This is a genomic window from Vibrio sp. 1402 (assembly GCF_033340275.1).
In genome coordinates, this window is sequence record NZ_JAWOWE010000026.1 from 1 (window position 1) to 25,944 (window position 25,944).

30 protein-coding genes and 2 pseudogenes are annotated in these 25,944 nt (G+C 55.3%); 15 read left to right on the plus strand and 17 right to left on the minus strand.

Translation table 11 applies throughout. The annotated features are described in order from the left end of the window. Positions 1-40: 40 nt before the first annotated feature. The 3 genes from R7044_RS23210 to R7044_RS23220 form a co-directional block, all read right to left on the minus strand. Positions 41-454: a site-specific integrase gene (locus R7044_RS23210; protein ID WP_369292831.1), complete on the minus strand. Its 414-nt coding sequence runs from the start codon at positions 452-454 to the stop codon at positions 41-43. Positions 455-456: 2 nt separating this feature from the next. After that, positions 457-993 (minus strand): hypothetical protein, encoded by a 537-nt coding sequence (locus R7044_RS23215; protein WP_000949433.1) that lies wholly within the window; start codon positions 991-993, stop codon positions 457-459. 298 nt (positions 994-1,291) lie between these two features. Then, on the minus strand, positions 1,292-1,573 hold the full coding sequence (locus tag R7044_RS23220; RefSeq protein WP_000575657.1) for a hypothetical protein: 282 nt from the start codon (positions 1,571-1,573) through the stop codon (positions 1,292-1,294). Between the two features lie 201 nt (positions 1,574-1,774). On the opposite strand from R7044_RS23220, the gene R7044_RS23225 reads away from it, so the two are divergent. Continuing rightward, positions 1,775-2,437, plus strand: a complete 663-nt coding sequence (locus R7044_RS23225; RefSeq protein ID WP_015063586.1) for a hypothetical protein — start codon at positions 1,775-1,777, stop codon at positions 2,435-2,437. 15 nt (positions 2,438-2,452) lie between these two features. Here the strand turns inward: R7044_RS23225 and R7044_RS23230 are convergent, their stop codons facing one another. From R7044_RS23230 to R7044_RS23270, 7 genes are all read right to left on the minus strand, one after another. After that, positions 2,453-2,875 carry a hypothetical protein gene (locus tag R7044_RS23230; RefSeq protein WP_002210564.1) on the minus strand — a complete coding sequence of 141 codons (423 nt, stop codon included), beginning with the start codon at positions 2,873-2,875 and terminating at the stop codon, positions 2,453-2,455. 200 nt (positions 2,876-3,075) lie between these two features. Then, the gene (locus R7044_RS23235; RefSeq protein WP_001165345.1) at positions 3,076-3,498 is read right to left on the minus strand and encodes a hypothetical protein; all 423 of its coding nucleotides are present in this window, start codon (positions 3,496-3,498) and stop codon (positions 3,076-3,078) included. Then, the gene (locus tag R7044_RS23240; protein ID WP_001257735.1) at positions 3,488-7,741 is read right to left on the minus strand and encodes an RHS repeat-associated core domain-containing protein; all 4,254 of its coding nucleotides are present in this window, start codon (positions 7,739-7,741) and stop codon (positions 3,488-3,490) included. Before R7044_RS23240 ends, R7044_RS23235 begins: the two co-directional genes overlap by 11 nt. A 132-nt stretch (positions 7,742-7,873) precedes the next feature. Further along, positions 7,874-8,599, minus strand: coding sequence for a hypothetical protein (locus R7044_RS23245; RefSeq protein WP_000988731.1), 726 nt, complete (start codon positions 8,597-8,599; stop codon positions 7,874-7,876). A gap of 113 nt (positions 8,600-8,712) precedes the next feature. Next, positions 8,713-9,087 carry a hypothetical protein gene (locus R7044_RS23250; protein WP_000868820.1) on the minus strand — a complete coding sequence of 125 codons (375 nt, stop codon included), beginning with the start codon at positions 9,085-9,087 and terminating at the stop codon, positions 8,713-8,715. A gap of 642 nt (positions 9,088-9,729) precedes the next feature. Continuing rightward, on the minus strand, positions 9,730-10,734 hold the full coding sequence (locus R7044_RS23265; RefSeq protein WP_000427623.1) for an IS110-like element IS4321 family transposase: 1,005 nt from the start codon (positions 10,732-10,734) through the stop codon (positions 9,730-9,732). Positions 10,735-10,833: 99 nt separating this feature from the next. Then, positions 10,834-11,268, minus strand: coding sequence for a mercury resistance transcriptional regulator MerR (locus tag R7044_RS23270; RefSeq protein WP_000414383.1), 435 nt, complete (start codon positions 11,266-11,268; stop codon positions 10,834-10,836). A 71-nt stretch (positions 11,269-11,339) separates the two neighbouring features. Between R7044_RS23270 and R7044_RS23275 the strand changes: the two genes are divergently transcribed. From R7044_RS23275 to R7044_RS23305, 7 genes are all read left to right on the plus strand, one after another. Further along, positions 11,340-11,690: a mercuric transport protein MerT gene (locus R7044_RS23275; protein WP_001294666.1), complete on the plus strand. Its 351-nt coding sequence runs from the start codon at positions 11,340-11,342 to the stop codon at positions 11,688-11,690. 15 nt (positions 11,691-11,705) lie between these two features. Further along, entirely contained in the window at positions 11,706-11,981 is a 276-nt protein-coding gene (merP, locus tag R7044_RS23280; RefSeq protein WP_000732290.1) for a mercury resistance system periplasmic binding protein MerP, read from the plus strand. A gap of 71 nt (positions 11,982-12,052) precedes the next feature. Then, positions 12,053-13,738 carry a mercury(II) reductase gene (gene merA / locus R7044_RS23285; RefSeq protein WP_109883233.1) on the plus strand — a complete coding sequence of 562 codons (1,686 nt, stop codon included), beginning with the start codon at positions 12,053-12,055 and terminating at the stop codon, positions 13,736-13,738. A 14-nt stretch (positions 13,739-13,752) separates the two neighbouring features. Next, positions 13,753-14,391 (plus strand): organomercurial lyase MerB, encoded by a 639-nt coding sequence (gene merB, locus R7044_RS23290; protein WP_000761850.1) that lies wholly within the window; start codon positions 13,753-13,755, stop codon positions 14,389-14,391. 111 nt (positions 14,392-14,502) lie between these two features. After that, positions 14,503-14,868 carry a mercury resistance co-regulator MerD gene (gene merD / locus R7044_RS23295; protein ID WP_000995361.1) on the plus strand — a complete coding sequence of 122 codons (366 nt, stop codon included), beginning with the start codon at positions 14,503-14,505 and terminating at the stop codon, positions 14,866-14,868. Further along, positions 14,865-15,101 (plus strand): broad-spectrum mercury transporter MerE, encoded by a 237-nt coding sequence (merE, locus tag R7044_RS23300; RefSeq protein WP_001087810.1) that lies wholly within the window; start codon positions 14,865-14,867, stop codon positions 15,099-15,101. Before merD ends, merE begins: the two co-directional genes overlap by 4 nt. Further along, complete coding sequence (locus R7044_RS23305) at positions 15,098-16,087, plus strand: DUF3330 domain-containing protein (protein ID WP_001276635.1); 990 nt, start codon at positions 15,098-15,100, stop codon at positions 16,085-16,087. The genes merE and R7044_RS23305 overlap by 4 nt, the downstream gene beginning before the upstream one ends. A 32-nt stretch (positions 16,088-16,119) precedes the next feature. Here R7044_RS23305 and R7044_RS23315 read toward each other — a convergent pair whose 3' ends face one another. After that, on the minus strand, positions 16,120-16,425 hold the full coding sequence (locus R7044_RS23315; RefSeq protein ID WP_000130000.1) for a PadR family transcriptional regulator: 306 nt from the start codon (positions 16,423-16,425) through the stop codon (positions 16,120-16,122). A gap of 10 nt (positions 16,426-16,435) precedes the next feature. Next, positions 16,436-17,641, minus strand: a complete 1,206-nt coding sequence (gene chrA / locus R7044_RS23320; RefSeq protein ID WP_000184001.1) for a chromate efflux transporter — start codon at positions 17,639-17,641, stop codon at positions 16,436-16,438. A 227-nt stretch (positions 17,642-17,868) separates the two neighbouring features. Between chrA and R7044_RS23325 the strand changes: the two genes are divergently transcribed. Further along, a complete protein-coding gene (locus tag R7044_RS23325; protein WP_000427619.1) occupies positions 17,869-18,873 on the plus strand; it encodes an IS110-like element IS5075 family transposase in 1,005 nt (334 codons plus the stop codon). Between the two features lie 247 nt (positions 18,874-19,120). On the opposite strand, the pseudogene R7044_RS23330 reads toward R7044_RS23325, so the two are convergent. From R7044_RS23330 to R7044_RS23340, 3 genes and pseudogenes are all read right to left on the minus strand, one after another. Then, positions 19,121-19,327, minus strand: a pseudogene (locus R7044_RS23330) (hypothetical protein); the annotation flags it as partial. A 127-nt stretch (positions 19,328-19,454) separates the two neighbouring features. Beyond that, on the minus strand, positions 19,455-20,294 hold the full coding sequence (gene sul1, locus R7044_RS23335; RefSeq protein WP_000259031.1) for a sulfonamide-resistant dihydropteroate synthase Sul1: 840 nt from the start codon (positions 20,292-20,294) through the stop codon (positions 19,455-19,457). Continuing rightward, positions 20,288-20,494, minus strand: a pseudogene (locus tag R7044_RS23340) (DMT family transporter); the annotation flags it as partial. The pseudogene R7044_RS23340 and the gene sul1, both read right to left, overlap by 7 nt. Positions 20,495-20,792: 298 nt before the next feature. Between R7044_RS23340 and R7044_RS23345 the strand changes: the two are divergent. The 3 genes from R7044_RS23345 to R7044_RS23355 are packed head-to-tail and all read left to right on the plus strand — an operon-like array spanning position 20,793 to position 22,617. Continuing rightward, a complete protein-coding gene (locus R7044_RS23345; protein ID WP_004201164.1) occupies positions 20,793-21,605 on the plus strand; it encodes a subclass B1 metallo-beta-lactamase NDM-1 in 813 nt (270 codons plus the stop codon). A gap of 3 nt (positions 21,606-21,608) precedes the next feature. Continuing rightward, positions 21,609-21,974: a bleomycin binding protein Ble-MBL gene (gene ble, locus R7044_RS23350; protein ID WP_004201167.1), complete on the plus strand. Its 366-nt coding sequence runs from the start codon at positions 21,609-21,611 to the stop codon at positions 21,972-21,974. A 4-nt stretch (positions 21,975-21,978) separates the two neighbouring features. Further along, positions 21,979-22,617 carry a phosphoribosylanthranilate isomerase gene (locus tag R7044_RS23355; RefSeq protein ID WP_004201168.1) on the plus strand — a complete coding sequence of 213 codons (639 nt, stop codon included), beginning with the start codon at positions 21,979-21,981 and terminating at the stop codon, positions 22,615-22,617. Positions 22,618-22,627: 10 nt separating this feature from the next. Here R7044_RS23355 and R7044_RS23360 read toward each other — a convergent pair whose 3' ends face one another. Then, the gene (locus R7044_RS23360) at positions 22,628-23,659 is read right to left on the minus strand and encodes a protein-disulfide reductase DsbD domain-containing protein (RefSeq protein ID WP_004201169.1); all 1,032 of its coding nucleotides are present in this window, start codon (positions 23,657-23,659) and stop codon (positions 22,628-22,630) included. 4 nt (positions 23,660-23,663) lie between these two features. Next, positions 23,664-23,993, minus strand: coding sequence for a divalent-cation tolerance protein CutA (gene cutA / locus R7044_RS23365; RefSeq protein WP_004201171.1), 330 nt, complete (start codon positions 23,991-23,993; stop codon positions 23,664-23,666). A 193-nt stretch (positions 23,994-24,186) separates the two neighbouring features. Between cutA and groES the strand changes: the two genes are divergently transcribed. The 3 genes from groES to R7044_RS23380 all read left to right on the plus strand — a co-directional run. Further along, positions 24,187-24,477 (plus strand): co-chaperone GroES, encoded by a 291-nt coding sequence (gene groES, locus R7044_RS23370; RefSeq protein WP_004201172.1) that lies wholly within the window; start codon positions 24,187-24,189, stop codon positions 24,475-24,477. Positions 24,478-24,532: 55 nt separating this feature from the next. After that, entirely contained in the window at positions 24,533-24,691 is a 159-nt protein-coding gene (locus R7044_RS23375) for a hypothetical protein (RefSeq protein WP_225455829.1), read from the plus strand. A 129-nt stretch (positions 24,692-24,820) separates the two neighbouring features. Further along, the coding region (locus R7044_RS23380; protein ID WP_225455828.1) for a DUF4158 domain-containing protein at positions 24,821-25,944 on the plus strand (1,124 nt) is incomplete at its 3' end.

Genomic DNA, 25,944 nt, shown 5'->3' on the forward strand with positions numbered 1-25,944 from the left:
ACCACCTCCGCAGCCATTTATTGGTGTGGTCTACAGAGGATTATGTCTTTTTAGAGGGGAAAATCCCTAGAACCCCAATTTGCTTCATCGTCCAGGCTTCAAGAGCCACCCCTTTGAGCGCTGACAGGTAGGTGTTGATCGTTGCCGGAGCCTTCCCTGCATCCCCCAGCATTTCCAGCACCGCCAATATGTGGTGCCGCCTCATTGAGCTCCATGCACAGTCACGAAGGTTCTGAAACCCGATCATCTTGGCGACAATGTTGAGGAATGAGCTCATGGTCTGCCTGCTTCGCTTTGACCCGAGGCTCACCAGATAGGCGACGGCGGGGTTGTCCTGGATGTTCCGGAGCGAGCTCGATGACGGCAACAGTTCACCGCGAATGCTTTGTTCTGCCGGAACATTTACTTTCGCATGTGAAACTAGCTCTTCCTTGTCATTGTTTGTGTCGTGCAAAGTCACCTCCTAAGCCCGACCGCAACGAGAAGAAAATCCCATATTTTGAGGTGAAGAGGTAGTTCCTCCTCCATATGTTGCGTTTCGTAGCTTTGCATCAGTGGTTCAAACTTGGTTGGATTGCACAGCAATTCGTAAACTGTTCGGTTGGGCTTGGTGATCGGCTTATTCGGAGTGAATCCATGTTTGTTCTGGAGGTACAGCGCTACCGCGCCACTTCTGGATTCTCCGTAATAGCAATGAACGAAGATCTGATCGATACCGCTACCAACCAATCCATCCAGGAAGGTGGACAGCTTTTCAGCCTGGGATGAGTCAATGTAAGAGGCGTAATTCATCCGGAACGCTGCCTTCATCGTGTGGATGGTGTTCTCAGAATAGCCGCCGTCATAGAAGCTATCGCGGTACAACTGCCCCCACTGTCCGAGAGCGGCAGGGGACTTGTCTGGGTCAGTTATGGAGATCATGGCCGCACCGGGAACCGGCTCCAGTCTTTCGGCCTCCGCTTGACTAATGAAAAAGACTTTTTTGCTAAGCATGCCCCATCATCCCCTTACAAGGATGTGTTGCGAGTAGCTCATGCGCCTGACTTTGCCCCTCTTGAGTATCTACAGGAGCGGTCGTATACACACCTCCATGCCGCAAGTCCACAATACTGGTCCGACAGCAAGAACCTACGTTCTGAACTTTATTGTCCGAATCCAAACCAGCAAAAGTATGGCACGGTCCAGGGAATGGTTTCCTGCAAATAGAGCAGCGCTCAAAGTTCTTATCGAGGATTCTCTTTAAAACTTTCTCAAATTTGTTTTTGTTTAACATCGAGTTCTCCACACAAAGTTACTGGCCGAGCATCCCAGCCAAGGTGGTCTGCTGGCCTTCGCTACAAGGTGCAAATCCGGCAAAAGCACCGGCATTAACCTTGAGCTCATCAAAGCGTCCATCGGTGTCCCGGTAGTACACCTTACGTTTTCCAATTCCACCTTCGAGGTTTGCGGCCAACCAGGCGATCACTGCATCAGCATCGTTCGTAACTGATGCTCCCTGATCCAGATCGATAAGTACCAGGTGGGTGTCCGTCTGGAGTGCCACTTCAAAGGTCGCTCTTACATCAAAAATCACTGGTCGCGCTCCTTGTAAAAAGTGGGCATTCAGCACCACCTATCCTATTCCAAAAACTCTACTTTTTCAAAGATACATTTTAATAAGTAGAACAACAGCAAGAAGAACTTAAATTTATTTACCGTAATTATCATAATTACGGTAATACGGTAATTTTACAGATTTAGATGGAATGGTATAAGATGTCTCGCTGGAACATACTTGCTGAAAAAACGCTTAACAACGATAGTGAAAACATCATGTACAGGTGCGAGAGATAATATGTATAAGAGCCTTGAAGATCTGATGGCGGGTATTTACGAGATGGCAGCGCCAGATGGCATCATCTGTAACGAGGTTTCCAAATTCCTTGCGGCCAACCAGGTCAAGCCGGAAGACATAAGCTCTGGGATCTGGTTTTTCCTGTGGCTGAAATCAGCTCCCAAGGATGCGAAGCCAATCCAAAAAGAAATCCCCGGATTTGGAGTTGTTCTCAACATGCCGACTTATGGCGGAACGCTCAACGAAGCAATCACAGGGTTGATCGAGAACGAGTGCCGTCAAATAGAGCTCGCTGAGGGACATCCGAGCCTTGAGGCTTGGGTTGAATCAGTATTAGCCGGTCGAGATGACGGAGAGGAAAATGAAGCTGCGGCCAATATCGTGGATCTGCTTAATGGGTGTCACGACCTACTGGATACAGCAATAATCAATTACCTTTTTAAGGTGGGAAAAATCAACGAGCAAGAGATTTTGTCGCTCATCTATTATGGAGAGCTATGTGACCACTCTCTTGTCGGTACGCCTTTTTCAACGTTACATATCCCGAGTGAAAATAACGTCCACGAACGTAACATCATCCCCATTAAAAAAGGAGCCAGTTAGGCTCCTTTTTGTTACTCAGGGTTTGCTTTGAGAAACAACTTCATTCCAAGTATGCAGCACCTTCGATAGGTGCTGATGCTTTCTGGTGAAGTCCTTATCATCCAAGAGTGCTTTAAATGGCGCGTTCAGGTCACTGCATGTGACGTTCTTGCCGATCACAGACAGGGTATCCTGGAGTGATCCACCAGCAGCATCAAGCCCCATTCTATCGACGGTCTCACTACTCACCATTGCCTGGACAACATTGGTGAATGCCTTTGAGTTGAGCTGCTCAACGCTCAGGGCTGTATTGCATTTCTGCTCAACCGCTTGCTTGTACTGGATGGTGTACTTTGCAGTGATAGGTGACATGGTGTTCATCGCAAGTATGTATGCGTCTACCTCACTGGTCGGTAATGTCGCGGCGTAGACTGACGAGCATGATGCGGCTGCGGCCATTATCAAAGTTATTACCTTCTTATTCTTCATTTCTCTGAAATCCCCCTTTAAAATATGGAGCTACAACTCATTTGTACCAATCATAATACTATTGATTTCCAAAAGTATCTCTCTCTACTGACTCTATGATGGCTCGCCTTCCAAACACTTGGCCGCTGGCGTCGGTTAGCTAGACTAACACCAGCGTATTCAATGAATAACTAGCCAAAAACCTTTATCAATTCTTTAATTGTTCTGGCAGACTCCATTTCCTCCATAATCTTTTCAATTCCGACGCCGGAATCCAAATTACTTCTGTACTTTTTAGCCAAATCACAAAGTTCAGATTTTAACTCCTTGCAATCCAGATTAGAGATAAGAACAGCATTGAAATTAGCCTTAAACAGTCGAGAACCATACATCACAATTTCTACAGGCCAGTACCAGAATGGACTTAGCGGCTTGTAGCTCGCAACCTCGTCTATTTTGTAGTGACGACCTTCCGAATCATAAATGTCCATCAGCTCAAAATAACCGTTCCTCAAAGACTGAATAGTACATTTCCCGAACTCGGATTCTGATGCCACTACGAAGAGCGACCTTTTCTTGCTGCTCACAAGCAGCGCTGGAAATTCAATTTGCACAACCGCATCCCTCATCATTTATTGAATCAGCTAAACCACCACTAACAGGAGAGGCTTGAGCTACTTTTGCCCATTCAGGCGTCCCGTGCCACCAACGACCAAATGCGCTATATGGGGTAGGTCCATTGCCGTGAATGTTTTGGTGAATATCTCTTGGAATGGACTTCAAGTTCCAAGGATGGTTTTTTATTGAGTCAGGAACATATTTGCCAAACTTGCCATTTCTCTGAATAGCCCAATGGTGAAGCTCATTACCTCGTGGAACCCCTTGAACTTTCCTTACTCTGGGTGAGACATTGCTCCATTTTTGGCTTAATTTGAACCACGATTTACCGGAGCTGGCATGTCTGAAAACTCCTGACGCCCAGCCGCCACCTATAGCCCCAATCGCTCCGGCGATTCCAACTTTTGACCAACTAACACATTTCCAACTCCCATTATTTTCGATTAGTTGGCTAAGTAGCTCCAACCCAGCTCCAATACCTGCACCAACAAACGCAAATTCACCCGTCGGGTCGGTATTGGACATAGGGTTTCCATGCACATACCCGTAGGTGTTTACTCCATCGATCAGGCCAAGAGGGTCGCTGGTAATGTACCGCCCGGTCGCTGGGTCGTAGTAACGCCGCCAGTTGTAGTGGAACCCGGTCTCCGCGTCGTAATACTGTCCTGGGAATCGCAGGTTGAAGGTTGGCCCCTGGATGATGATGCTGGCCTTACCGAACGGGCTGTAGCTCGCCTTCCAAACGACTTGGCCGCTGACGTCGGTCAGTGCCTTCGGGGTGCCCAGGTGATCGACGTGGACTTGGTAGGTCTGTCCTGACTGAACAAAGCCCAAGGGTGTCCCATCGAGCCAGATGTACTCCGCCAGCACGTCTCCAGTGGCCGCGTCCAGCTCCTCGATGAGGTTTCCTGCCAGGTCGTAAACCAGCAGCCGGGTATGCCCGTTTAGGGTCTTGGTTACACGCTGATCCAGATGGTTGTATGTGTAGCTTACAGTCACTCCCGCGACCGTTGCGGCCACCAGCCGGTTCTGGCTGTCATAGGTGAAGGTATCCGCCCCCTGCTTCGTCAGGTTGCCATTGGCGTCATAGCTTCTGGAGGTTTGCCCGGCCTTCACCAACCAGTTGTTCATGTAGTTGATGGTGTAGCTTTGGCTCAGGCCATCGGTCGTGATCGAGGTCCTGTTGCCGGTGGCGTCATAGCCATAGCCCAAAACGCCATAGATCCCCTCAGCAGAGGTGATGCGGCCAACCGCGTCATAACCGAGTGACTGATTGACTGATGAGCTGAGATTGTCGTCTATGGCTGAAATCAACGAGTCTGGCGTGTACCGATAGACCAGCGAATGCACCCTAGCAGCGTCGATGCCGGTGACACGGTAATCGAGATCCAGAGTGCGGCTTTCTGAAATGCCGTTCCCTCTGACCATACTGGTGACGGGGCCAAAGGGCGCTCGCTCAATCTGGCTTGCCAGGTTTGTTGTGGTGCCTGCTTGTGTCGTTGTCACCTCGATGACGTCACCGGCTGAGTCACGGGTGTAGGAGACCTCACGGCCACTGGGATACGTGATCTTCGTGACGAGGCCTGCACCATCGTATTGGTACTGGGTAGTCAGGCTCTGCCCGTGGGTTTCCCAGGTTTCGTAAGCCAGCCATCCTTCGGGGGTGTAGCCAAATCTCCGGACACCGTTGCCATCATCGACTGAGGTCAAGCGGCCTATGCCGTATGGTGAGGTTGCTTCGTCGTACCCGTACAGAATTGGCGATTCGCCAGCGACATCGCTGGAGGTTTCGATGATCCGGTTCAGCGCGTCATAGCTGTAGCTTGTGGTTTGCCCCTTGGCCGTTTTGCGCGTTGCCACGTTACCGGCTTCGTCATAGGTAATGTCGGTGGTGCCGGTGTCCGGGCTCCGGACCTGGGTCACTTCGCCAAAGCCGTTGTAGCTGTAGTAGGTCAGGCGCGAACGAGGGTCGGAGACACGGTAAACATCGCCGGTATCCTTGTAGAGCACCTGCGTGACCTTCCCGAGGGGATCGGTCGTTTGTGTCCGGTGATGGAAGCCGTCGTACTTGTAGGAGTGTGTGTTACCAGAGGGACTGGTCTCCTGTATCAGGTTTGCCACCACATCGTAGGAAAACGATGACTGATTGCTATAGGCGTCGGAGACACTGGAGAGCCAGCCGATTTCGTTGAAGATCCGGCGCTCTATCCAACGGGTCTGGCCCAGCGCATCGAGCAGTCGCTCTTCTACTGGGTTCCCGAGGTCATTGAGCTCAAGCTCGCGCCGGTTGCCCTGTGCATCTGTTTCCGCCACCAGCCGATGTGCAGCGTCGTACTCATAGCTGACGGTTGCACCATTTGGCTTGGTCAGCGAACTCAGGAGGCCCACAGCATCATAGTTGTAGACCGTGGTTCCTTCTGGCCCAGTGGAGCTGACAAGTCTTCCTCTGGCGTCATAGGTGAGGGTTTGGGTTACACCATTGACACCCTGAATGGTCCCGGCGCGACCGTTCGCGTCGTAGTCACCAAACTGCGTCACCTGCCCCAGCGCGTTCGTTGTCCGGATCAGGTTGCCCTGGTCATCGTAGTCAAATGTCGTAACATCGCTGACGTCGGTGCGCGGACCATCAACCGAGGCCAACAGGCTCGGCTTTCCTGTACCAACAGGGGCATAGGTGTAGGTCCATGTCCGGGAAGCGCCCGAGCTGCGATCAGTGACCTTGCGGCTTATCACCCGGAGATGAGTGTCGTAGGTGAGCTCAGTGATCCTGGTTGGTTCTGTGATTTTTGCCGGGAGCGACTTGGAAGGAAGCCAGTCGGTCGTAACCTTACCCCCGTCCTGGTCTATCTGGGTGGTTTCCAATCCCCGGTCGTTATGGGTGAACGTGCGCTTCTGCCCAGCGCGGTCAGTAATGCTGGAGACGAGGCCTTTGCTGTCGTAGACGTAGGTTTCCTTGCCGCCCACAAAGCCGGTACACGGCGCACCCTCAACCACATCAGGCTTGAGCATCCCATTGTGGCGACTGTAGGTGTATCGCTGAACGTGGCCGAGGGCATTGGTGACAGAGACGCTTCCGTCAGCGTTGTAGCTTACCTGAGTTTTCTCTGCGCCCCCGGCGTGTTCGCTTAGAACCGCTCTCCCCTGAGTATCATATCCCCATGTGGCGAAACGGTTGCCGTTCTCGTCCACCAGCCCAGAGAGCAAACCCGGTGCATTCGGGTCATCGTAGAGATAGCTGCGGCTCGTATTGTCCTGGTAGATCACTTCCGCCAGCTTGCCAGCGCTGTTGTACTGGTACTGAATACTGCCACCAGCAGGATCGGTGACACTGACCATGCGGCCATCTTGATACTGGAACTGGATGGTGCGGCCAAAGCCGTCAGTGATCGAGGATAGCTCTCCGTTCAGATAGCTCAGGGTGATGTGATTGCCGTTGGGCTTCTCGATGCCGGTCAGTCGTCCGGTTTCATCATAGGCCTCGACTACCCCGTCAGATTGAGTGTAGCGCCAGCCGGTAGCATCCTTCGTCAAGGTATCATCGGTTTTCCATGTTGGCACCCAGACAGAGGACGAGTTGTAGAACGCGAGTTGTTGCCCTTCTGGCCGGTGCAGGACAACCATGTTCTCACCGTACTTCGAGGCGTTGACCTCGACGCTCCGCGAGTAGGTATGCCGCCAGCCGCCGAGCTCTTCATCAGGAAGGTGGCTATTGTAGTATCTGGTGAATGTGAAAGGGTCGGAGCCTCCGCTTTGATAATCCAGTTCAGCCTGGAACTTGTTGCCGGTGCCAAGATGGATAGGGTTCCCTACACACATGGTCGTTGTTGGTAAGCCGAGATCCCTGTCCAGGAACGGTGTTTTATCCATCTCACCCGGCAGAACATAGGTTGAGCGCCAGTAGACCGTAGCTGGGTCGCCAGTGCAGGTAGTGGGGTCATAATCGCCAGTAGCACCTAGATACTTAAAACAGATCCTGGAGACATAACGGCCATCACCATAACTGGCAACCGGATAAAGCGCATCCCCAACTGGCGTTCCCTTCCCTTGCTCCTCACCAGAGCGATAATTCTTCATGAAGGAATGCGCGTCTATGATGGTGTTGAAGCGCATTTTGTCTACTTCGGTGCTCACGGCTACAACCCGCCATTGTGCAAAAGCAACGCATGGCAAAGTTGCGAGCACCACAACGGCCAATGACCGCAGGTTTCGCATCAGTAAAAGGGAAGGTCTCGATCTCATTTACAGCTCCAGTTTTTATGCTGGAGCTATTTTCAGGTGGGAGAGTCGTTATCAACGACTGCGTTATTGCCCTTTTAGGGTATGAATACGTGATTTGGAGAGGTTGTGTATTCAGAACAAATGAGAAGCAGGTTACTCATTTCGCTCAAACACTGTGACAAGAACACGTTTTTGGTTGTCGTCGTTGATCACCATCAGGTACTTGAACTTGGAATCTCTATGGCCCCAGACTTCCACGTTATCTACGCGGCCATACTTTCTGGCTTTATGGCGAGCCACTTTCTCGTCAAAGGGCTGAACCTGTAACTCTGGATGCTGGAGGCGGCCAACAAGTGAGGCCCACGGTTTTTTAGGGTCTCCAGAGGTTATCCGGGCCTGATACTGATCGATGGCATGTTGAGTAACCAGGACGGGGCCAATGGCAGGTGTAGATATTTCGTCATGGGTCTGGGTATAGGCTTGCTTGTCCACATCGAGGAGCTCAATGTTGCCCTCTCCCGGCTCATCCATAAACTCCATGCTCTGCGAGACTTCAATAGTAGCGCCCTTTAAACGCCCAGTGAGGCAAGCCGCAAACTTGAAAGCAAAAGCCTTGGTGGATTTGCCCAGCGCCAGCTTCTTGATTGCACCTTTGGATACCACCAGCTTGTAACCAGCACCAGCACCTGGCTCTCTGCAAAAAACCTGTTTGTCCAGCGCCAGATAGCGAATGGCTACGAGCTCAGCCAAAAGATCCGCTTCTTCGTGGTCAAAATCAATATGGACATCAAGGATGCCTTTCCGTTTTGTACCAACGCGCCAGAATACAAGGGCTGAATTATTTGAAGTTTTCTTCGAGACGGTAGTCAATGTCATCATGGTCTATTTCTCCATTGTCGGGATAATGGTCGGCATCGCCGCCAGCCCCCCTATTCGTTTGGGTTCATTTAGATGCTATCACGGGTTTTAAAAATGCAACCCCTAGTGTCACTCTATTTATGGTCCCATGTATTTTTATAAGCTCGGGCTAGGCGTTTCTCGATCACTTCTGACAAACTGCAACCATCGACTTCTGACAACCGCTTCAAAATCCTGTGGGCTTTATCGCTTATAGTTATGCTTTTACCAACACCATATCCCCTTCTGCGACGTTGCCTAATTGATGTCCCGAGTTTATTGATTTGCTCTGCTGTCAGGTATTTATTAATCCATTCAGTGAGTTCTGATGGTGATCGCCCTATGCTGTTCAGGCTGTCCACGGCTTCAAGTTTCTTATCGAATGGGACGTCACGCCAGAAAGCTGGGCGCGAAGCAGCTCTGAGGAGATAGATCGCCGTAGCCTGAGCATCTTCATTGGATACTTTCAAAAAATCACCTTTTCCGTTACATGTCACACTTACCTTATCGTGACATGTAACACCTCAAACTGCAAGTATAAAAAAAGGCCAGCTATTGCTGGCCTTTACGTTCATTGTCGCAGTTACTCTTTAGGCGTTGTGATGCTTTTTTTCCTTCTGTTTCTCATGGTAGAGATACAGACTGCCGCCAGTGACGACAGTGAAAAAAATGAGCAACCCCAACATGCCTAATGTGAAAGCGTCCATTTGACCCCCTTAGGAATTGCTGACCTTGGTTAAGATTATACCATAGATCCACAGGATAACCCCAATGACCAACACCAAACCGGCTTCTTTGACGGTTATAGTGTCCCCAGATACAGCCAATCCTACAAGGGGTCGTCTCAGAAAACGGAATCTATGGTCACTCCCGTTTTTGCAACACCGATTTTGACGACAAGTTGGCTTGCTTGAATCTATCCGGCGTCTGAATGGGATTTTATTCCCGCGCCTCGATGAGTTCCGCGCCTGATGAACCTCCAGAAAATATACGGCTTCAATGAGCCTTTCCGTTTTACAGGTTCCTCAACAGGCCGGTGGGCCGTTAGTATCATCAATATCAGTATTCGCAAAACCAGATCAGTAATTCTTTAAACCGGTGTATTTCTGCCGTTATGCTACATAAGTTTGCTGTCGTGCCGTTAGGGCCCAGGCTATTCTGGCCAGCTTGTTTGCCAGAGCACAAGTGACGACAAAGTTGCTTTTCCGGCACAGTAAATCCCTGACCCAATCGGCCAATTTGCCAGACTGGTGTTCCAGTTTTTGTATGAATACCCTGGCACATTGAACCAACAAAGTTCGGATCTTTTTATTACCTCGCTTACTAATTCCCAGCAATGTCGTCCTACCTCCCGTGCTGTACTGCCGAGGTACAAGCCCTGTTGCCGCCGCAAAGTCACGGCTGCTGGCGTACTGCTTCCCGTCGCCAATCTCAGTTGAAATAGTACTCGCTGTCAGTGTTCCGACGCAGGGAATGCTCAGCAAGCGCTGTCCAACCTCATCTTCGTCCAACTTTCGTTTCAACTGGGATTCCAAATCTTTAATCTGCTCAACAAGATAGTGATAATGCTGTTGTAATTTCAGCAATAACTGGCTGAGGTAAAGAGGCAAACTATTATCCTCAAGAATGGTACTCAGTCGGCTAATAACGGCAGCTCCTCGGGGAACGCTAATGCCAAATTCCAGCAGAAAAGCATGCATTTGATTGGTTGTTTTTACCTTATCCTGAACCAGGGATTCACGGACACGATGCAGAGCCCGCATTGCCTGCTGAGATTCCGTTCTGGGCTGCACAAAACGCATAGACGGACGCGATGCAGCTTCACAAATAGCTTCGGCGTCGACAAAGTCGTTTTTATTGCTTTTAACGAACGGGCGGACAAATTGTGGTGATATCAGCTTTGGGGAATGCCCCAACTCTTCCAACTTGCGTGCCATAAAGTGAGAACCGCCACAGGCTTCCATTGCGATGGTTGTAGCGGGGCATGTCGCCAAAAATTCGATCAACTTTGGCCGGGTAAATTTTTTACGGTAAACAGCCTTCCCGCGACGATCCTGGCAATGAATATGGAAAGAGTTTTTACCCAGATCGATACCAATGAGCGCAATGTTTTCCATGATAGTTCTCCGAATGAAAGCCTGTCCTCAGCATAGTACCGGGAAGGAGGGAGTGACCATCTCATTAAATAAAGCACGCTAAGGCGTAACTACCCTCGGCTACACCGCGTCGGCACCACGCGGCTCTTTCTCCCCTTGCAGCGAAGCAATCAGCGGGCAAGAAACGTTCCCTTGCCGCGCATGGCAGGCGAACACAAGTTCGGATAGCACGGTTTCCATGCGCGCCAGGTCGGTCATTTTTTCGCGCACGTCCTGAAGCTTGTGCTCGGCCAGGCTGCTGGCTTCCTCGCAGTGGGTGCCGTCATCCAGCCTCAGCAGCTCTGCGATCTCGTCGAGGCTGAATCCGAGCCGCTGGGCTGATTTCACGAAGCGCACCCGCGTCACATCCGCCTCGCCATAGCGGCGGATGCTGCCATAGGGCTTGTCCGGCTCCGGCAACAAGCCCTTGCGCTGATAGAACCGGATTGTTTCCACGTTGACCCCGGCCGCCTTGGCGAAAACGCCAATAGTCAGATTCTCCAAATTTTTTTCCATATCGCTTGACTCCGTACATTGGTACGGAAGTAAGCTTAAGCTATCCAATCCAGATTTGAAAGGACAAGCGTATGTCTGAACCTCAAAACGGGCGCGGGGCGCTCTTCACTGGCGGGCTAGCCGCCATCCTCGCCTCGGCTTGCTGCCTGGGGCCGCTGGTTCTGATCGCCCTGGGGTTCAGCGGCGCTTGGATCGGCAACTTGACGGTGTTGGAACCTTATCGCCCGATCTTCATCGGCGCGGCGTTGGTGGCGCTGTTTTTCGCCTGGCGGCGCATCTACCGACCGGCGCAAGCCTGCAAACCAGGGGATGTGTGTGCGATTCCCCAAGTGCGCGCTACTTACAAGCTCATTTTCTGGGTCGTGGCCGCGCTGGTTCTGGTCGCGCTCGGATTTCCCTACGTCATGCCATTTTTCTATTAATCACAGGAGTTCATCATGAAAAAACTGTTTGCCTCTCTCGCCATCGCTGCCGTTGTTGCCCCCGTGTGGGCCGCCACCCAGACCGTCACGCTGTCCGTACCGGGCATGACCTGCTCCGCTTGTCCGATCACCGTTAAGAAGGCGATTTCCAAGGTCGAAGGCGTCAGCAAAGTTAACGTGACCTTCGAGACACGCGAAGCGGTTGTCACCTTCGATGATGCCAAGACCAGCGTGCAGAAGCTGACCAAGGCCACCGAAGACGCGGGCTATCCGTCCAGCGTCAAGAAGTGAGGCACTGAAAACGGCAGCGCAGCACATCTGACGCCCTTGTCTGCTACCACAAACGAAAAAGGATCTGTCGCATGACCCATCTAAAAATCACCGGCATGACCTGCGACTCGTGCGCGGCGCACGTCAAGGAAGCGCTGGAAAAAGTACCCGGCGTCCAATCTGCCATAGTGTCCTATGCCAAGGGCGCGGCCCAGCTCGCCCTTGATCCAGGCACAGCGCCGGACGCACTGACCGCCGCCGTGGCTGGCCTGGGCTACAAAGCGATGCTCGCCGATGCCCCGCCGACCGACAACCGCACTGGGCTGTTCGACAAGGTGCGCGGCTGGATGGGTGCCGTCGACAAGGGCAGCGGCGGCGAGCGCCCGTTGCAAGTCGCCGTGATCGGCAGCGGTGGAGCCGCGATGGCGGCAGCACTGAAGGCCGTCGAGCAAGGCGCGCAGGTCACGCTGATTGAGCGCGGCACCATCGGCGGCACCTGCGTCAACGTCGGTTGTGTGCCGTCCAAGATCATGATCCGCGCCGCCCACATCGCCCATCTGCGCCGGGAAAGCCCATTCGACGGCGGCATGCCACCCACACCGCCGACGATCTTGCGCGAGCGGCTGCTGGCCCAGCAGCAGGCCCGTGTCGAAGAACTCCGTCATGCCAAGTACGAAGGCATCCTGGACGGCAATTCAGCCATCACCGTTCTGCACGGTGAAGCGCGTTTCAAGGACGACCAGAGCCTTATCGTTAGTTTGAACGAGGGTGGTGAGCGCGTCGTGATGTTCGACCGCTGCCTGGTCGCCACGGGTGCCAGTCCGGCCATGCCGCCGATTCCGGGCCTGAAAGAGTCACCCTACTGGACTTCGACCGAGGCCTTGGTCAGCGACACCATTCCCGAACGCCTAGCCGTGATCGGCTCGTCGGTGGTCGCGCTGGAACTGGCGCAAGCCTTCGCCCGGCTGGGCAGCCAGGTCACGATCCTAGCTCGCAACACGCTGTTCTTCCGCGACGACCCGTCCATCGGCGAGGCCGTCACAGCGGCCTTCCGTGCCGAAGGGATCAAGGTACTGGAACACACGCAAGCCAGCCAGGTCGCGCATGTGAACGGCGAATTCGTGCTGACCACGGGACACGGTGAAGTACGTGCCGACAAGCTGCTGGTCGCTACCGGACGGACACCGAACACGCGCAGCCTGGCACTCGACGCGGCGGGAGTCACCGTCAATGCGCAGGGTGCCATCGTCATCGACAAGGGCATGCGCACCAGCACGCCACACATTTACGCGGCCGGCGACTGCACGGACCAGCCACAATTCGTCTATGTGGCGGCAGCGGCCGGCACCCGTGCCGCGATCAACATGACCGGAGGGGATGCTGCCATCAATCTAACCGCGATGCCGGCCGTGGTGTTCACCGATCCGCAAGTAGCAACCGTGGGCTACAGCGAAGCGGAAGCGCATCACGACGGGATCGAAACCGACAGTCGCACGCTCACGCTCGACAACGTGCCGCGTGCGCTTGCCAACTTCGACACACGCGGCTTTATCAAGCTGGTCATCGAGGAAGGTAGCGGACGGCTCATCGGCGTGCAGGTCGTCGCCCCGGAAGCCGGCGAATTGATCCAGACGGCTGTTCTCGCCATTCGCAACCGCATGACGGTGCAGGAACTGGCCGACCAGTTGTTCCCCTACCTGACGATGGTCGAGGGGCTGAAGCTCGCGGCGCAGACCTTCACCAAGGATGTCAAACAATTGTCCTGCTGCGCAGGATGAAAGGAGATGGAACCATGAAGCTCGCCCCATATATTTTAGAACGTCTCACTTCGGTCAATCGTACCAATGGTACTGCGGATCTCTTGGTCCCGCTACTGCGGGAACTCGCCAAGGGGCGTCCGGTTTCACGAACGACACTTGCCGGGATTCTCGACTGGCCCGCTGAGCGAGTGGCCGCCGTACTCGAACAGGCCACCAGTACCGAATATGACAAAGATGGGAACATCATCGGCTACGGCCTCACCTTGCGCGAGACTTCGTATGTCTTTGAAATTGACGACCGCCGTCTGTATGCCTGGTGCGCGCTGGACACCTTGATATTTCCGGCGCTGATCGGCCGTACAGCTCGCGTCTCATCGCATTGCGCTGCAACCGGAGCACCCGTTTCACTCACGGTTTCACCCAGCGAGATACAGGCTGTCGAACCTGCCGGCATGGCGGTGTCCTTGGTATTGCCGCAGGAAGCAGCCGACGTTCGTCAGTCCTTCTGTTGCCATGTACATTTCTTTGCATCTGTCCCGACGGCGGAAGACTGGGCCTCCAAGCATCAAGGATTGGAAGGATTGGCGATCGTCAGTGTCCACGAGGCTTTCGGCTTGGGCCAGGAGTTTAATCGACATCTGTTGCAGACCATGTCATCTAGGACACCGTGATCGGATATCGACCCAATGTTCTACGGCACCGGCATCGGATTCGCAGCGCGCGGATTGAACTCGGCGAAACGGTATATGCATTGCCGTGAACCGACCAAAAGGAGGTGTTCGATGAACGCCTACACGGTGTCCCGGCTGGCCCTTGATGCCGGGGTGAGCGTGCATATCGTGCGCGACTACCTGCTGCGCGGATTGCTGCGGCCAGTCGCCTGCACCACGGGTGGCTACGGCCTGTTCGATGACGCCGCCTTGCAGCGACTGTGCTTCGTGCGGGCCGCCTTCGAGGCGGGCATCGGCCTCGGCGCATTGGCGCGGCTGTGCCGGGCGCTGGATGCGGCGAACTGCGATGAAACTGCCGCGCAGCTTGCTGTGCTGCGTCAGTTCGTCGAACGCCGGCGCGAAGCGTTGGCCAATCTGGAAGTGCAGTTGGCCGCCATGCCGACCGCGCCGGCACAGCATGCGGAGAGTTTGCCATGAACAGCCCCGAGCGCATGCCGGCCGAGACACACAAGCCGTTCACCGGCTACCTGTGGGGTGCGCTGGCGGTGCTCACCTGTCCCTGTCATTTGCCGATTCTCGCCATTGTGCTGGCCGGCACGACGGCCGGCGCGTTCATCGGCGAGCACTGGGGTATTGCAGCCCTCACGCTGACCGGCTTGTTTGTCCTGTCTGTGACGCGGCTGCTGCGGGCCTTCAGAGGTCGATCATGAGCGCTTCCCAGCCAATTGAATGGACAGTGGCGCAACTGGCGCAGGCGGTCGAGCGCGGGCAGCTTGAGCTGCACTACCAGCCGATTGTCGATTTGCGCAGTGAGCAGATTGTCGGCGCGGAAGCCCTGTTGCGCTGGCGTCATCCGACGCTCGGACTGTTGCCGCCGGGCCAGTTCCTGCCCGTGATCGAATCGTCCGGCCTGATGCCGGAAATCGGCGCATGGGTGCTGGGCGCAGCCTGCCGTCAAATGCGCGACTGGCGGGTGCTGGCATGGCAACCGTTCCGGCTGGCCGTCAATGTTTCGGCGAGCCAAGTGGGGCCAGATTTCGACAAGTGGGTAAAGGGCGTGCTGGCCGATGCCGGGTTGCCCGCCGCGTATCTTGAAATTGAGCTGACCGAATCGGTTGCGTTCGGTGATCCGGCGATCTTCCCCGCCCTGGAAGCTTTGCGACAGATCGGTGTGCGCTTCGCCGCCGACGACTTCGGCACCGGCTATTCCTGCCTGCAACACCTGAAATGCTGCCCCATCAGCACGCTCAAGATCGACCAATCGTTTGTCGCCGGACTCGCCAACGACCACCGCGACCAGACCATCGTGCGCACCGTGATTCAGCTTGCGCATGGGCTTGGCATGGAAGTAGTGGCCGAAGGCGTGGAAACATCGGCGAGTCTTGATTTGTTGCGACAAGCGGACTGCGACACAGGACAAGGCTTCCTGTTCGCCAAGCCGATGCCGGCGGCGGCATTCGCCGTCTTCGTCAGTCAATGGAGGGGTGCCACCATGAATGCAAATGATCCGACTGCCACCAGTTGCTGCGTGTGCTGCAAGGAAATCCCGCTCGATGCCGCCTTCACCCCGGAAGGCGCGGAATACGTCGAGCACTTCTGCGGGCTGGAGTGCTATCAGCGCTTCCAGGCGCGCGCCAAGACCGGGAGCGAAACCGATGCCGATCCGAACGCCTGCGACTCATCACTGTCAGACTGAGGCATAGCTCAACCTGACATAGAAGCAAAAACTCAACCACCTTCTACCAACTCTCCGAACAGCTCCTTGACCTTTGTTTTCGCATCAGCAAGTGCAGTTCTGCCTTGTTCAGTGATGTCATAAACACGCCGTTCACGTCGCCCGGTGCGTTCGTGGCGTGAGGTCAGATAGCCTTTTTTTTCCAGGCCGTGCAGCATCGGGTACACGGTGCCAGCGCTCATCTCGTAGCCGTGTCGGCGTAGCTCTTCGATGATCCCCAGCCCAAAGACAGGTTCCTCGGCTGCATGGTGAAGGATGTGCAGGCGGATCAAACCGCCGTAGAGGTCTTTGTCAGTCATTTTTTGTGCCTCACAGAGCGACGCTCAACAGCCACCCAGCTGCACCGCTACCGAGGACAACCAGCCACGGCGGGAGCTTCCAGAACATAAGTGCGACAAGGGCAACTAATGCCAAGCCGAAGTCTTGCGGCTGAAAGATGGCGCTAGTCCATACAGGCTGATACAGCGCGGCCAGCAGCAAGCCGACTACAGCGGCATTGATCCCGGCCAGCGCAGCTTGGATGCCTGTATTGCGGCGCAAACGCTCCCAAAATGGCATTGATCCGACGACCAGCAAGAACGAGGGCGCGAAGATAGCCAGCAGACACACAATGCCGCCGATCCAGCCCGACGGGGCGGTGTTCATCGAGGCACCAAGAAACGCGGCGAACGTGAACAAAGGGCCGGGCACCGCTTGAGCTGCCCCGTACCCCGCGAGAAAGGATTCATTGTTGACCCAGCCGGAGGGCACCACTTCGGCTTGCAGTAATGGCAGCACAACGTGACCACCGCCGAACACCAGTGATCCGACACGATAGAAGGAATCCACCATTGCCATGGTTTGACTTGGCATCAGTTCGGCCAACACCGGCAGGCCAATCAGCAAGACAAAGAACAGCGAGAGCCAAAGCACGCCGGCCCGGTGACTGACCGTGATAGGTAGGGGGTCATGCTCAACAACTTTCGCTGGCTTGAACAATAACCGGCCTGCGATGCCTGCGATAGCAATCACGCCAACCTGTCCCCACGCGGACGGCACAAGTAAAACGACGCAGGTAGCAATTGCCATGATGGTGACTCGCAGCCCATCCGTGCATAGGTTACGCGCCATGCCCCATACTGCTTGAGCGACCACGGCCACAGCCACCACTTTTAAGCCATGCAACGCGCCCTGCGAGACGTAATCGCCATAGCTGGAGATGCCGAGCGCAAAAAGGATCAAGGCTATGGCAGACGGCAGCGTGAAGCCAGCCCAAGCAGCCAGCGCCCCGCTGTATCCAGCCCGAGACAGTCCTACCGCTATGCCGACCTGGCTGCTTGCAGGCCCTGGCAAGAACTGACAAAGCGCGACCAAGTCAGCATAGCTCCGTTCGGAGAGCCAGCGCCGCCGTGTGACAAATTCGGCGCGGAAGTAGCCCAAGTGCGCAATGGGGCCGCCAAAAGATGTCAATCCAAGCCGCAGAAAAATAAGAAAGACCGACCATGGTCTGCTGTCATCGGTAGGGTTATTCGTCATACTTTCGCCTTCATGATCTGCAACGAGTTGATCAATAATAAGCGAAATTCGATAACGAAATTCGATATAAATCTAGAAAAAAATACCTCTATGTGTACTACGCAGTTTTAGCTGTGGCTTTCACAGGAGCACGCTTACTTACGGCTTAGCGTGCTTTATTTAATGAGATGGTCACTCCCTCCTTCCCAGTACTATGCTGAGGACAGGCTTTCATTCGGAGAACCATCATGGAAAACATTGCGCTTATTGGTATCGATCTGGGTAAGAACTCTTTCCATATTCATTGTCAGGATCATCGTGGGAAGGCCGTTTACCGTAAAAAATTCACCCGACCAAAGCTAATCGAATTTCTGGCGACATGCCCGGCAACAACCATCGCGATGGAAGCCTGTGGCGGTTCTCACTTTATGGCACGCAAGCTGGAAGAGTTAGGGCATTTTCCAAAGCTGATATCACCGCAATTTGTCCGCCCATTCGTTAAAAGCAACAAAAATGACTTCGTTGATGCTGAAGCTATCTGTGAAGCAGCATCACGTCCATCTATGCGTTTCGTGCAGCCCAGAACCGAATCTCAGCAGGCAATGCGAGCTCTGCATCGTGTCCGTGAATCCCTGGTTCAGGATAAGGTGAAAACAACTAATCAGATGCATGCTTTTCTGCTGGAATTTGGTATCAGCGTTCCGCGAGGTGCTGCCGTTATTAGTCGACTGAGTACCCTTCTTGAGGACAGTAGTTTGCCTCTTTATCTCAGCCAGTTACTGCTGAAATTACAACAGCATTATCACTATCTTGTTGAGCAGATTAAAGATCTGGAATCTCAGTTGAAACGAAAGTTGGACGAAGATGAGGTTGGACAGCGCTTGCTGAGTATTCCCTGCGTTGGAACGCTGACTGCCAGTACTATTTCAACTGAGATTGGCGACGGGAAGCAGTACGCCAGCAGCCGTGACTTTGCGGCGGCAACAGGGCTGGTACCCCGACAGTACAGCACGGGAGGTCGGACGACATTGTTAGGGATTAGCAAGCGGGGCAACAAAAAGATCCGAACTTTGTTGGTTCAGTGTGCCAGGGTATTCATACAAAAACTGGAACACCAGTCTGGCAAGTTGGCCGACTGGGTCAGGGAGTTGTTGTGTCGGAAAAGCAACTTTGTCGTCACCTGTGCTCTGGCAAACAAGCTGGCCAGAATAGCCTGGGCACTGACGGCGCGACAGCAAACTTACGAAGCATAAAGGCAGAAATACACCAGTTTAAACAATCATTCATCTGGTTTTGCGAATACTGATATTGATGATACTAACGGCCCACCGGCCTGTTGAGGAACCTGTAAAACGGAAAGGCTCATTGAAGCCGTATATTTTCTGGAGGTTCATCAGGCGCGGAACTCATCGAGGCGCGGGAATAAAATCCCATTCAGACGCCGGATAGATTCAAGCAAGCCAACTTGTCGTCAAAATCGGTGTTGCAAAAACGGGAGTGACCATAGATTCCGTTTTCTGAGGCGATCCCTAGGAGCTCGGATCTCAGGACGAAGGTCTCCGCGAATGTCCGGTCGATCCGCGCGACGTCCCAGGCGGGCGTTCCCTTGGCGGACATCCACGCCGCAGCGTCGTGCATCAGCCGCACAACCTCGTCGATATCACCCGAGCAGGCGACCCGAACGTTCGGAGGCTCCTCGCTGTCCATTCGCTCCCCTGGCGCGGTATGAACCGCCGCCTCATAGTGCAGTTTGATCCTGACGAGCCCAGCATGTCTGCGCCCACCTTCGCGGAACCTGACCAGGGTCCGCTAGCGGGCGGCCGGAAGGTGAATGCTAGGCATGATCTAACCCTCGGTCTCTGGCGTCGCGACTGCGAAATTTCGCGAGGGTTTCCGAGAAGGTGATTGCGCTTCGCAGATCTCCAGGCGCGTGGGTGCGGACGTAGTCAGCGCCATTGCCGATCGCGTGAAGTTCCGCCGCAAGGCTCGCTGGACCCAGATCCTTTACAGGAAGGCCAACGGTGGCGCCCAAGAAGGATTTCCGCGACACCGAGACCAATAGCGGAAGCCCCAACGCCGACTTCAGCTTTTGAAGGTTCGACAGCACGTGCAGCGATGTTTCCGGTGCGGGGCTCAAGAAAAATCCCATCCCCGGATCGAGGATGAGCCGGTCGGCAGCGACCCCGCTCCGTCGCAAGGCGGAAACCCGCGCCTCGAAGAACCGCACAATCTCGTCGAGCGCGTCTTCGGGTCGAAGGTGACCGGTGCGGGTGGCGATGCCATCCCGCTGCGCTGAGTGCATAACCACCAGCCTGCAGTCCGCCTCAGCAATATCGGGATAGAGCGCAGGGTCAGGAAATCCTTGGATATCGTTCAGGTAGCCCACGCCGCGCTTGAGCGCATAGCGCTGGGTTTCCGGTTGGAAGCTGTCGATTGAAACACGGTGCATCTGATCGGACAGGGCGTCTAAGAGCGGCGCAATACGTCTGATCTCATCGGCCGGCGATACAGGCCTCGCGTCCGGATGGCTGGCGGCCGGTCCGACATCCACGACGTCTGATCCGACTCGCAGCATTTCGATCGCCGCGGTGACAGCGCCGGCGGGGTCTAGCCGCCGGCTCTCATCGAAGAAGGAGTCCTCGGTGAGATTCAGAATGCCGAACACCGTCACCATGGCGTCGGCCTCCGCAGCGACTTCCACGATGGGGATCGGGCGAGCAAAAAGGCAGCAATTATGAGCCCCATACCTACAAAGCCCCACGCATCAAGCTTTTGCCCATGAAGCAACCAGGCAATGGCTGTAATTATGACGACGCCGAGTCCCGACCAGACTGCATAAGCAACACCGACAGGGATGGATTTCAGAACCAGAGCGTTAGGGAAGGTGCGAATAAGTCACCAAGTACAAAAATACGCCTTTGTAAGCATTTGAATTAAATCGACTAAAATTTTCAGTTTTGTTGTGGAGGGTACTTGTTCTCACCTTCCTTAGATTGGCTTACACCATTAGAGAAATTTGCTCAGCTTGTTGATTATCATATGGCTTTTGAAACTGTCGCACCTCATGTTTGAATTCGCCCCATATTTTTGCTACAGTGAACCAAATTAAGATCATCTATTTACTAGGCCTCGCATTTGCGGGGTTTTTAATGCTGAATAAAAGGAAAACTTGATGGAATTGCCCAATATTATGCACCCGGTCGCGAAGCTGAGCACCGCATTAGCCGCTGCATTGATGCTGAGCGGGTGCATGCCCGGTGAAATCCGCCCGACGATTGGCCAGCAAATGGAAACTGGCGACCAACGGTTTGGCGATCTGGTTTTCCGCCAGCTCGCACCGAATGTCTGGCAGCACACTTCCTATCTCGACATGCCGGGTTTCGGGGCAGTCGCTTCCAACGGTTTGATCGTCAGGGATGGCGGCCGCGTGCTGGTGGTCGATACCGCCTGGACCGATGACCAGACCGCCCAGATCCTCAACTGGATCAAGCAGGAGATCAACCTGCCGGTCGCGCTGGCGGTGGTGACTCACGCGCATCAGGACAAGATGGGCGGTATGGACGCGCTGCATGCGGCGGGGATTGCGACTTATGCCAATGCGTTGTCGAACCAGCTTGCCCCGCAAGAGGGGATGGTTGCGGCGCAACACAGCCTGACTTTCGCCGCCAATGGCTGGGTCGAACCAGCAACCGCGCCCAACTTTGGCCCGCTCAAGGTATTTTACCCCGGCCCCGGCCACACCAGTGACAATATCACCGTTGGGATCGACGGCACCGACATCGCTTTTGGTGGCTGCCTGATCAAGGACAGCAAGGCCAAGTCGCTCGGCAATCTCGGTGATGCCGACACTGAGCACTACGCCGCGTCAGCGCGCGCGTTTGGTGCGGCGTTCCCCAAGGCCAGCATGATCGTGATGAGCCATTCCGCCCCCGATAGCCGCGCCGCAATCACTCATACGGCCCGCATGGCCGACAAGCTGCGCTGAGCCATGGCTGACCACGTCACCCCCAATCTGCCATCGCGCGATTTCGATGTGACAGAGGCGTTTTATGCGAAGCTGGGCTTTGCGACGAGTTGGAAGGATCGCGGCTGGATGATCCTGCAGCGCGGCGGTTTGCAGCTCGAATTCTTCCCCTATCCTGACCTCGACCCAGCTACGAGCTCGTTCGGCTGTTGCCTGCGGTTGGATGATCTCGATGCCATGGTGGCATTGGTGAACGCGGCGGGAGCCGAGGAAAAAAGCACCGGCTGGCCGCGCTTCAAAGCTCCGCAACTGGAGGCGAGCGGCCTGAGGATCGGCTACCTGATCGATCCCGACTGCACGCTGGTGCGGCTGATCCAGAACCCCGACTGACCGCATGCCCGCGAAAATCAAGATTTGCGGGATCAGCACACCCGAGGCGCTCGATGCGACCATCGCGGCGCGGGCGGACTATGCCGGGTTGGTGTTCTATCCAGCGTCGCCCCGTGCGGTTACGTCGAATGTCGCGGGCGCTTTGACATCGCGCGCAGCTGGCCAGATCGCCATGGTCGGTTTGTTCGTCGATGCGGATGATGCTGTCATCGCCGACGCACTGGTGGCAGCCAAGCTGAACGCGCTGCAGCTGCACGGTTCGGAATCGCCCGAACGCGTGGCCCAGTTGCGCGCGCGGTTTGGCAAGCCGGTGTGGAAGGCGCTGCCCGTCGCCAGCGCCAGCGATGTCGCACGCGCCGCAGCCTATGCCGGGGCGGCGGACTTGATCTTGTTCGACGCCAAGACCCCCAAAGGCGCGCTGCCCGGCGGCATGGGGTTGGCGTTCGACTGGTCGCTGCTGGCCGGATATCGCGGTGCCTTGCCGTGGGGGCTGGCAGGCGGGCTAAATCCGACGAATGTTGCCGAGGCGATTGCGCGCACCGGAGCGCCGCTGGTCGATACCTCCAGCGGCGTCGAAAGCGCGCCGGGCGTCAAGGATACCGACAAGATTACCAATTTCGCCTTTGCGGTGCGCTTGGCCTAAATCGCGTCGATCAATAGGCGTCGTTCAGCGCAAAGATCGGCTTGCGGGTGCGCCACTGCCCTCGGGTGAAGTCGGGAAAATCTAACGTGCGATTGCCCTCAGCAATCGATTGTTCCGACAGAGGCGTGATCGCGCTCCAGGCCAGCGCGTCGTAAATGTCGATTGGCATCGGGGCCTTGGCCTTCAGCGCCTCGACAAAAGCGTGGATCACGAACCAGTCCATCCCGCCATGCCCGGCCCCTGCCGCCAGATCGGCGTAGCGTTTCCATAGCGGGTGATCGTATTTCGCAAACCAGCCCTCGGCAGGCTCCCAGCGGTGCGGCTGTGGGCTCTTGCCCTCCAGATAGATCGACTTGTTGACGTCCATCCACAGCCCCTCGGTGCCTTGCACCCGAAAGCCGAGAGAATAGGGGCGCGGCAGCGAGGTGTCGTGGCACAGCATGATCGTTTCACCATTAGTGCAGCCGATCATGGTGTTGACCACATCACCCAGTGCGAATTTCACCTCGGCGTTGGGATGATCGGCAGAGCCGTTCTTGACGACATAATCATGCAGCCCGCGCGCCTTACAGCCGAAGCCGCCAGCGCCCGCTTCGCCCGGCAACGCGACCTTCAGGGTGCGGGTCTGCGGCGGGTAGCACACGCCGGCATCGGCGCAGCCCTGGTACTTCACGGTCAGGGTGGTCGCGCTCGCGCCGGCCGCGGGCGTGCCGGTGAGGGTGCCGAGCAATTCCTTGCGGTAGGTTTCGACGTCGCCGAAGAATTCGTCGCGGTAGGCCTTGCCCTTCGGCAGCGCCATGGTCGCGCCGGTGAAGGCGGCATCGGCCTTGACCGAGGTGCGGTGCCGGTACAGGTAATAGCCGTCGGCGATCCGCCAGCGCACCTCGATGCGGTCCGGCGCGGTGGCCTGCGCGGACAGGACGAAGACCTCGTCGACCGGCGGCAGTTCGAAGTCCTGGGCGACGGCCGAGGTCGCGGGCAGCGCAAGCAGCAGGGCGAGCCCGGCCAGCCAGCGGCGCAGGCGGATCGTGGATGCGGTCATTGGCTCAGTTTACCGGTCGGCTCTCGGCGGCCAGCCATTGCAGGTATTCGGGCAGGCCGGACGCGGCTTCGACCGCGAGCAGCTCCGGGAGTTCGTAGGGATGCAGTTGGCGCAGGCGTTCCTGCAGGGCGGGGTAGGCCTCGGCACTGGTCTTGACCAGCAGCAGGACCTCGGCCGCGGCCTCGACCTTGCGTTGCCAGCGATAGACCGAACGCAGGCCGGGCAGGAGGTTGACGCAGGCGGCCAGGCGCTCGGCCACCAGCGCGGTGGCGATGCGCTCGGCGCTGTCGGCGTCGGGACAGGTGCAGAAGCAGATCAGGGCGCTCACCGGCATAGGGTAGCGGCTGCCCCGATCCGGCGGGCCTGGCGGACATCCGCGTGCGGCCCTTGAAAGTCGGCGGGCCCGCCCCATCTCGGTGGCATGCCGGGTTCGCCCGGTTCTGTTGTCCGCGGTTTGGCACTCGCTTCGCGCGACTGCTAAAATCGCCGGGTTTTTCCACGTCAATCAACCATTTACCGAGGTTGCCATGTCCAATATCAAGCCGCTGCACGACCGCGTGGTCATCAAGCGCATGGAAGAAGAGAAGCTGTCCGCCGGCGGGATCGTGATCCCGGATTCGGCCACCGAGAAGCCGATCAAGGGCGAAGTCGTCGCCGTCGGCACCGGCAAGGTGCTGGACAACGGCCAGGTCCGCGCGCCGCAGGTCAAGGTCGGCGACAAGGTGCTGTTCGGCAAGTACAGCGGCACCGAAGTGAAGCTGGACGGCGTCGAGCTGCTGGTGGTGAAGGAAGACGACCTGTTCGCGATCCTCGGCTGATCGCGCGTCGCTCCCACACATTTCTCATCCGAATAATTTTTCGAGGTAATTCGCAATGGCTGCCAAGGACATTCGTTTCGGCGAAGACGCGCGCTCCAAGATGGTGCGCGGCGTCAACGTGCTCGCCAACGCCGTGAAGGCGACCCTCGGCCCGAAGGGCCGCAACGTCGTGCTGCAGAAGAGCTACGGCGCGCCGACCATCACGGGGTTCTAGGGATTTTCCCCTCTAAAAAGACATAATCCTCTGTAGACCACACCAATAAATGGCTGCGGAGGTGGGTTACTACTTATAAGTGTGGCAAATTAGGTAAATATCGTACATTTAATACGGAACAGCCCTGATATGGCCATCAAAAACGAAATTACTATTCTCACGAGAGCAGAACAGGCAGATCTTTATTCCCCACCCATTTTTTCAATCGAAGAACAATGTCTGTACTTTTCTCTGAACGATGCGGAATTGGCAGTTTTTCGGTCAATTCGTCTCAGAGCTCATAGATGTTACTTTGTCGCGATTTTGGGATACTTCAAATCAAAGCCCGTCATCCTAGATATCGCTTACTCGCAGGTTTCTAAGGATTTAATGTTCATCAGTAAAGAGCTGCTTGGCGGCAAGGGGCTCAGACCATTCACTCCCTCACAAAAACAAAAAGATCGACTCTACGCAAAAGTATTAGACCTTGCTGGTTATCACAAATGGGACGAAAGTCAGCACTTCAATTCTCTTTTCGACCACCTTGTTCAGGTGGGCAATGCCTGGCTGGAGCCGCGTTACCTCTTTGATACTGCTATTGAATTCCTAACCAGTCACAGCATTGCTATCCCTAGGTACACCGTACTCCAGAGACTGATAAGCAGAGCGATGCAGCAGGTCAGAAAAGACCTGGCGCACCAACTTAATCAACTCACCAGTCCTGAACTTCACGTCTTTCTGGACAGCATAACAGCCATTGATGACGGACTAAGCCTGAACCAGCTCAGAGGCGGTGCAAAAAGTCTGACCGTACCTGAACTTAAAAAAGAGCTTGCCCTTTATCATCAGTTAGCGCCATGGCGCACGCAAATCAATGGCGTTATCGATGGGCTTAATCTGTCTCTTAAAAATCGACAACACTTCGGTGAGCTCATCAACTATTACGGTAGTAAACTCAAACGATTCAAACGCGCACAGCAGCATCTATGGTTGCTATGTCACCTGACAGAGCGGATACAACTGGCACTGGAACGGTTAACTGATGGGTTCATTTACCATATCCGCAAGCAACAAGAAGCTGCCAACACCTTTGCACAACAAGCAGTGTTCCTGTCCTGGCAGTCAGCCGCGGACAATGTCACGAAAGCGGCAGAGTTACTGCATCTGTTTGTGGATGAGAACATTGATGATAATCAACCCTTCTCAGTAGTCAGACAACAGGCATTGAAGGTCATGAATGACAGGGATATCCAGACCCTCTGCCTTTACCTGAA